6 protein-coding genes are annotated in these 7,294 nt (G+C 42.8%); 2 read left to right on the top strand and 4 right to left on the bottom strand.

Features of this window, described 5'->3' with window-relative positions; translation table 11 throughout:
- The first annotated feature begins 967 nt into the window (after nt 1–967).
- Nucleotides 968–1,234 (top strand): hypothetical protein, encoded by a 267-nt coding sequence (locus BV372_RS23555; protein ID WP_256973416.1) that lies wholly within the window; start codon nt 968–970, stop codon nt 1,232–1,234.
- Between the two features lie 241 nt (nt 1,235–1,475).
- On the opposite strand, the gene nadB is transcribed toward BV372_RS23555, so the two are convergent.
- From nadB to BV372_RS23535, 4 genes are all read right to left on the bottom strand, one after another.
- On the bottom strand, nt 1,476–3,155 hold the full coding sequence (gene nadB / locus BV372_RS23550; protein ID WP_086688925.1) for an L-aspartate oxidase: 1,680 nt from the start codon (nt 3,153–3,155) through the stop codon (nt 1,476–1,478).
- Between the two features lie 161 nt (nt 3,156–3,316).
- A complete protein-coding gene (gene psbU / locus BV372_RS23545; protein WP_086688926.1) occupies nt 3,317–3,742 on the bottom strand; it encodes a photosystem II complex extrinsic protein PsbU in 426 nt (141 codons plus the stop codon).
- Nucleotides 3,743–4,187: 445 nt separating this feature from the next.
- Nucleotides 4,188–4,592 (bottom strand): biopolymer transporter ExbD, encoded by a 405-nt coding sequence (locus BV372_RS23540; protein WP_086688924.1) that lies wholly within the window; start codon nt 4,590–4,592, stop codon nt 4,188–4,190.
- On the bottom strand, nt 4,576–5,229 hold the full coding sequence (locus BV372_RS23535) for a MotA/TolQ/ExbB proton channel family protein (protein WP_086688923.1): 654 nt from the start codon (nt 5,227–5,229) through the stop codon (nt 4,576–4,578). The genes BV372_RS23540 and BV372_RS23535 overlap by 17 nt, the downstream gene beginning before the upstream one ends.
- Nucleotides 5,230–5,530: 301 nt before the next feature.
- Here BV372_RS23535 and BV372_RS23530 point away from each other — a divergent pair, with 301 nt between their 5' ends.
- On the top strand, nt 5,531–7,210 hold the full coding sequence (locus BV372_RS23530) for an energy transducer TonB (RefSeq protein ID WP_086688922.1): 1,680 nt from the start codon (nt 5,531–5,533) through the stop codon (nt 7,208–7,210).
- Nucleotides 7,211–7,294 lie beyond the last annotated feature (84 nt).

The raw sequence follows: 7,294 nt of genomic DNA, 5'->3' as shown, positions 1-7,294 counted from the left end.
ACAGCTTATGCCCTGAGAGCTTTTTTTACTTAACTTCCAACTTTTCAAACATCCTCTTAGCCGACCTATATATCTAGCGACCAAACGTAGTAGTTCTCATTTCACAGTGGTGGACTCACCACTATACATGAAAAAGTTATCTTCCTTTCTACTCACTGTCTTCTATCCTCTGACTTATTTTTTAGATAGAAGGACAGTTTTTATTATGTTCTACCTTATACAGTTGATGCTGCCTAGTGCCTAGAGTCCTGACTTGAAGAGCGTTCTATAATCATTCTTTAGCTCTAGCAATAACTTCGTCACACTAACCGGAATGTGGTGTGAGTAATCTGTATTTAGTGATATGAGGAGGTTAAAGCAGCATTTTGTCAATAAATTTAAACTATTCTTAGGAATTTAGTGACTGTGTGGAAATTTTTTAGATGGTTTATGCAAACAAGGTAATTGCTGATGACAGTTTAGTAAGCTGCATACCTACAATTTTTCAGCAGATATACTTAAAAAGCTATTTATTTTTGCAATTATTTTTACTAATTTTGATTCCGTAACCTGAATGCAAAAATGCTCAAAGGTAACTTTGAGGTTTAGAGTTTAGCCATCTTTACGGCTATATGTTTCTTAATACAAAAGAATTTGAAGATGATTTTTCTGGATTTGTAACCCAGCCAACATAGTATTTAGGCATGAGAATATTAAAATTGTGTTAAGGATTACGAATTTAGTAAATATACGTGTTTAAGCAATTCTGGAAAATCTATAACTTTAGACCGATGTTATAAACACAACCCAAATTGTATTTCTAGATGACAAGTACATTTCTTCAAAATTACTCAAGTGCAAACTATCTAGCCTCAATAAACCCTTTGTTCTCTACCAACTTCATTTCTACGCAACAAAAAATTAATTAAAATTTAATATTTTTTTGGCATAATGAGTACATTTACCGAAAACTACACAGAGAAATGGCATGAAAACCGAAACAGCAAATTTACCTAGTTCTATGGCTAATAATCTGAAAGTTACTAGTATTGCAATCTTTTTTATCAGTATTACCCTGATAATCCCTAAGACAGCTACTACTACAGCAGCTTTGAGCAGCGTGACTGTGAATAGCTTTAGTACTAATAACGAAAGCTTAACCACATCCAAAGCTAATTCTCAGAATTTACAAAAGCCTTATACACCACCTAATTATGGTGGGCCTGACAGTCAGCATGGTAGTGGTACTCGCTAAACAATTAAAATTTATGAGAAATTAGGAAGAGCAAGAATTTACGCTAAAAATCTTGGGCAAATTAGACGGTATAAAACTGAATAGGTAATGAGTAAACACTGTTTTACCCCTAGGAATAGTATTTTCTTTTAAGATCGCTACAGATAGGCAGCAGGGGAGCAGGAAAAAAGAATTTTTAGCAGTAATTGAGAAACTTGGTAGAAGCAGCTAAAATCCTTGATTAAAAATTGCTGGAAGATAATTAAGCGTTTAAGATCGGGGATTTCCACCAATGATTTTTTTGTACAAAGGTGTGAGCTTGCCAATCAAAGTCTGTTTCAGGATAATCTAAGCGGTAGTGTCCGCCTCGGCTTTCGGTTCTAAAAACAGCACTTTTAAGAATTAAATCAGCTACATCAAGCAAATTACGAGTTTCTGCCCAGAGTCGCAATTGCCGTTCTACATCCGGTAGTTCTAAACGAGCTGGTTGTGCTGGATTTAAAGAGAGGAGAAATTGGCTCAATGTTAAGGCAGCGAAATCTTGCTGCCAAGATTCAACAGTGGTGATCGCCGCCTCCAATCCTGATTGCGATCGACAAATACCAGCACTTTGCCAAACTAAACGAGGTAACTTCTGTCGTAGTGCTTCTAGTTGTGCTTGCTGCCTGTGCCACTCGCCAACATCACTATGGAATTCTCGTAATGGCAGCATTGGCAAATCTGAATGCAACTCATCAGCAGGCAAATCAATATTAGCCATCTGTGCGCCAAATACAATACATTCTAAAAGAGAATTGCTTGCTAAACGATTTGCCCCATGCACTCCAGTACTAGCGGTTTCTCCGACAGCGTACAAGCCAGAAATATTTGTGCGATTCATCAAATCTGCAACAATTCCACCCATCCAGTAATGGGCAGCTGGGGCAACAGGAATTGGTTCTGTAAAGACATCAATACCCCAATGTTGACAAACTTTAATGATATTGGGAAAGCGATGCCGAATCTTCTCCGGTGGGATGGGGCGCATATCTAACCAGACATGGGCAGTGGCCGGATCGGCTGCTGTACGTTGCAAATGGCTAAAAATTGCTCTACTGACAACATCTCGAGGTGCAAGTTCACCCGCAGGATGGTAGTCAAAGGCGAAACGCCGCCCCTCATTGTCAACGAGGTGTGCCCCCTCGCCGCGCACAGCTTCACTGATGAGAAAGCGATCGGCACCTTGTTTTGTCAAGGCAGTGGGGTGAAATTGGATAAATTCCAAGTCGCGGAGGATAGCCCCAGCACGGGCAGCGATCGCTACTCCATCCCCAGTACTAACAGCAGGGTTAGTAGTTTGAGCAAATACTTGTCCACCGCCACCAGTTGCCAATACCACCGCACCAGCCCCGAGCCAGCGGATTTCGCCTTGATAAAATAAGCTAATTCCTTGACAGCGCTCGCTTTGCGGTTCCATCCACAAACTCAAAGCCAAAGCTTGCTGGATAACTTGAATGTTTTGGCGTCGCAGTACTTGGGCGGTGAGGGTGGTGGTGACTTCCCTACCTGTTGTGTCAGCGGCATGAAGAACGCGGTTGCGAGAATGAGCAGCTTCTAAAGTTAAAGCTAAAGCATTACCATGACGGTCAAAAGCTACTCCCAAATTGACCAGAGATTGAATGCAGCTAGGGGCATTTTGGGCCAGGAATTCTACAGATGCTCGATCGCACAGTCCAGCCCCGGCGCGGATTGTATCATCAATGTGTAACGAAGGAGAATCTTCAGGGGCGACGGCGGCAGCAATACCACCTTGTGCCCAATCACTAGCAGATAAAGAAACTGTTTCTTTGGTAATTAAACCGACTCGCAATGACTCTGGTAGACAAAGTGCCGTGTATAGCCCTGCGGCACCTGCACCAACTACCAAGACATCAAATTGGCTAGGAATATCTATTTGAGGCAAGGTTATAGATTTAGGGGGGAAGGGGGAGAAGAGGAGAGGGGGAGAAGGGGAGGGGGTATATATTTTCCCCGATCACCTTCCCATACCCATCTCTAATCAAAAAGTGCCACTCCCTCAGAGAAGGAGTAGGCCATTATTCACTAAGTTAACTGCAAATACAGTTATCTATAGATACCGTTGTTAAAGCGATCGTCTCCCTCGTTGAAGGCAGGTTCTAGTTCTGTCACTGTAAATTTCTCTAAATTGGCTTGCAAAGTTTGTTTTTGGCGATCGCTCAATCCGGGAAGGCTCAAGATATCCTCTACCTTTTGGTAAGGAGCATTCTTGATGATTTTCTTAGCTAGGGTAGGATACAGCCCTGGATACTGTTGAAAAGCTCGGACGTTGGTATTGTTCAAATCAATTTTTTTACCAAAATCCGTTGCTAGCTTAGCGTCTGCACGATTCTGCCCAACTGCTAGAACTGGGACTTGGGGAAAAGTCAGACTATTTAAACTGGCAGCTTGGGCTATCTGAGTTGTTCCCAGCCATCCCCAACAACCAAGCAACAAGCTAAACACTGTTAATAAACGCACCAATCCTTTCACGATTTTTCTACCTCTTTCCATCAAACTGAAATAAAAGTTTTAAGCCAAGAGCATTCAGCACTCAACAGTCCACACTCAACAGCCAATAGTCTGGACTATTGACAATTGTCGGGAAGGTGATAGCTGTTTGCTTAATCAACACACAGCAGTCATCAGAAACTAATATACAGCTTATTAATATCCACAATATGTACTGTTACTGGGTTTGACTACACTTTTGCAAAAAGTTTTCTAAAGTAGTACTTACAAGAGTACAAACAGAGGTAATGAACTTGATGTTCTAACTCTCTGTCTCTCTGAGTCTTCGCGTCTTTGCATTGGTTCATACCCATCAATATTTGGTTTGTTTGGCAGACCTACTAACCATGTTGTCACAAAAATAACCGCACTGTAGACTCAGTATCAACAGCGCGAGTAGTTATTGACTATTTCCTTTTAGCTACTGTTAAGGTTTTTGGGTAGCGATCGCTAGTTTAGCTCCCTGCACTTGCCGCACCCGATCCATTACTGCTACTACCTTACCGTGACCTATTGTTTCGTCAGCATTAATAATTACTAATGCTTCAGGGTTAGCACCCACCAAACTACGCACTTGCTCTGTTAAAGCATCAATGGTGGTAGGCTGGCGATTCAAGCTCACCAGTCCTTTGTCATCGACCGTGATTGTGATTTTAGTAGGAATTTGCTGTTGTTTAGCCGTCGCTGCTTTTGGCAGATTTACTGGCAAACCCTCACTTCTGGTTAAAAATAGTGTTGACATGATGAAAAATGTCAAAATCGCAAATATAACATCAATCATCGGCACGATGTTAATTTGTGGGGGTAAGTCTGGTTCATCTTGTAGCCGCATAAGCCTTCTCCCCACGTTCATAGCGACGACGATAAAGTAATTCTAACTGCCCGCCATATTCTTGAATGAATGCCATTTGGCGAGTGTAAAGTCCCCGGAATGTGTTGGCAAATAACAGCACAAATATGGCAACTATCAATCCTGATGCGGTCGAAACTAGAGCTTCACTAATACCACTGGTAACACCTGCTGTTTTTTCACCACCTACTTCTCCGAGGTTGAGGGAGGCAAAGGAAGTAATCAATCCCAATACAGTTCCCAGCAATCCCAGTAGGGGTGCAAGGCTAATAATTGTCTCGAAAAGGGTGTTAAATCGCTTCAGCACGGGGATTTCGGCTTGTGCTTCACTTTCTAATGCTAGGCGAAACTCTTCAGGAGTAGGTTGTTCAAGTTCTAAAGCTGAAAGAAAGATGCGTGCAATCGGTAAATCAGCATTTTTTTGCAGTTTATCTAAAGCACCAACAACGTTGTCGAGACGATAGAGATTGAGAACCTCCCGCACCACACGGTTTTGACGATGATTGATCCGATACCAAAAACGAACCCGCTCAATAATTAGGGCGATCGCTACCACGCTAAACCCTAATAGCGGCCACATTACCACGCCGCCCGCCTCAAAAAGTTTAATGATATCCATGTACTGTTTCTTGACTAATCAACAACCCAACACTCAGAATACCAGTTCTTATTCACTAATCAATAGAGTTTCTCAATAAAAAATGAGTTTATAACAATCTATTTCAAGTTTTAGCTCTTTCATGACATAGATTTATACAATTTTTAGAGATTTATAAACCTTCAATATCCTACCCAGAATGCATTTTTAGTAATGCTCGTCCTGCTAACCACAAAAATTGCTCACACAATTTATTGCTTGACTTTTGTTACTCAGCAGCGTAATCTGACAAAATTAATGCTAATTAATCGCAAATAAATCTATGAGTTTTTCCAGTATCGCTGTGGCACAGCGAGAAAAAGAAGCTGAGGCTTTGAAGCCTTTTTTAGCCTTCAGTCTGGTTGGTTCGCTAATCCTGCATATAGGAGTACTAGCCTCTGGGATTACTAATCTGTTAACTAGAGTGCCGGAACTAGAAAAGGAACCTATTGAATTGACCCTCGTTGAGCCAACAGCGCTGGAAACACCACCACCAGAAGAGGCAAAACCTTCACCAGAACTAGATTCTCCTGGTGGAGGTGGTGGAGGCTCTAGCGGTGGTGGATCTGGTGGTATCGGTATTCAAACTGTACCTAAATCTCCAGTATCAACCTCTAGACCAACGCAACCACAGAAGTTTGTTGATAACTCCAAGCCAACTGTGGCAAAGATACCAGAGCAAAGAATTGAACAACCCAAACCAGCAGTTAGCAAGCCACAAGAACTAACTAGAACAGAAGAGCCAGTTGAAAAGGCCACGCCTGATATTTCTCAGCGTTCTGCTCCTATTGCAGCTAACACCTCTAAGCCGTCTGTTGGAGTAGAACAAAATAGTGAAAAGTTGAGAGATTTATTGAGCGGCATTAGAGACTTAAGAGCTACTCAGGGAAGTTCTCAAAGTAATGGAAATACTACTGGAGATTCTAATAACTCCGCTGGCGGTAGTACTGGCTCCTCTGTTGCCCTTGGTAATGGTATCGGTAATGGCTCAGGTAACGGTACAGGTAATGGTATCGGTAATGGTTCAGGTAACGGTACAGGCAATGGTATCGGTAATGGCTCAGGTAACGGTATCGGTAATGGCTCAGGTAACGGTACAGGCAATGGTATCGGTAATGGCTCAGGTAACGGTACAGGTAATGGTATCGGTAATGGCTCAAGAACAGGAAGCGGTAAGCCAGTAGCAACAGCACCAACCTCTCCAAAACTACCTGAAAATAGCGATCGCAACTCTAATGGTTCAGGTAATGGCCGTGCAGCTTGCCGTGAATGTCGCACCAGATACCCAGAAGCAGCTAGACGGCGAGGCATTGAAGGTAGAGTAGAGGTAGCAGTTGATACTGATGGACAGGGCAATGTCACTAACGTGCGGATTGCTCGCTCTAGTGGTAATCGTGACTTGGATGAAGAAACCATTAGACAAGCCCGTGAGTGGAAATTAAAACCTGCGGCTGGTGGACGGCAAGGTGTATCAATAGCAACTGAATTTGCGATTCAAGGTTCTCGCCGTCACCGCGAAGCCCAAGCACGTAAAAGAAAAACAGAAGCAGCACAAAGAATCCAACAAACAGCGGCTTCCAATCCCAGCCCCACAGAGGAAGCTCCAAGACGTAGGCGACGGTTGGTAGACTCAAATATCACTGATATCCCCAGGGAATCGATTGGAGAACCCAGAATCAGACGTAGGCGGCCTTCATCACAGGAAGCTGCAACAACCAGACAAAACGAATCTAGACCAAATCCCACATCTGCCAGTCAGGGATTAAGACAATCTCTACGTCAGAGGCAGCGTGAGAACGTAGTTACCAAATCACCACAACAGTCACAAACACCCAAAAATCGACGTCGGCGGCGTACAGAGCAACCTACAACTCCTAGCCAAAGTCAGCTGTTAGAGTCTTTACGTCGTTCTCGCCGGCCATCTCAGTCAACAGAAGCTCCTGCTACTGGCAACAGCAATTAGTAACCCGATCAACGAAAGTACCTAATTTACAGCAGAATTCAGGAGTTAGAATTCAGAATTCAGAAGTAAAACAGTCTTTATGCT

The organism is Nostoc sp. T09 (assembly GCF_002154695.1).
In the GTDB taxonomy this organism is placed as follows: domain Bacteria; phylum Cyanobacteriota; class Cyanobacteriia; order Cyanobacteriales; family Nostocaceae; genus Aulosira.
The sequence above is the reverse complement of the archived record's forward strand: the minus strand, read 5'-3'. Positions and strand labels throughout refer to the sequence as shown.